Below are 404 nucleotides of genomic sequence, written 5' to 3'. Positions count from 1 at the left end.
TACGTTAGGCAATAATAATGAAATCCAGAATCGGGCTACCAATATTTCTGCTTTGTGCGGGTTTCTTAATGTTCTTCGTGCCCTCCTTGGTGGAAGGATCTCAAGATCGAATTATCGAATGGTTGGCTCCAGGAGATCCTATTCCTCAGACTGCAATGGCTATTTACGGAATGATGTTGTTGGCTTCACGTGTTTGCATTCCGCTTGGGATTGCATTCTTGGTTTTTGGCGTTATTCGGTTGATTAAAGTTTCTTCCGAAGGCTACAAATAGATAACTCAAAAAATAGGCCTAACAAGGCGGTGCAGACGACTGTTAACCGTTCGTAGTCCGAAGCCATTTTACAGTTAAGAATTTGAATGGTTGGCGACTGTTTTACACGCAGCGGCTGACCTCTACGTTCGG

1 protein-coding gene is annotated in these 404 nt (G+C 43.8%); it reads left to right on the top strand.

Annotated elements, in window-relative coordinates; all coding sequences use genetic code 11:
* Positions 1–17 precede the first annotated feature (17 nt).
* The gene (locus tag JO972_RS16765) at positions 18–272 is read left to right on the top strand and encodes a hypothetical protein (RefSeq protein ID WP_309491239.1); all 255 of its coding nucleotides are present in this window, start codon (positions 18–20) and stop codon (positions 270–272) included.
* Positions 273–404: the final 132 nt, after the last annotated feature.

The sequence above is a fragment of the Oceaniferula flava genome (genome assembly GCF_016811075.1).
In the GTDB taxonomy this organism is placed as follows: domain Bacteria; phylum Verrucomicrobiota; class Verrucomicrobiia; order Verrucomicrobiales; family Akkermansiaceae; genus Oceaniferula; species Oceaniferula flava.
Note: the sequence above shows the minus strand (reverse complement) of the source record. Positions and strands in the feature narration are given on the sequence as shown.

Coding starts and splice junctions, on each gene's coding strand:
- JO972_RS16765 (WP_309491239.1), top strand. CDS start 18: ATGAAATCCAGAATCGGGCTACCAATATTTCTGCTTTGTGCGGGTTTC.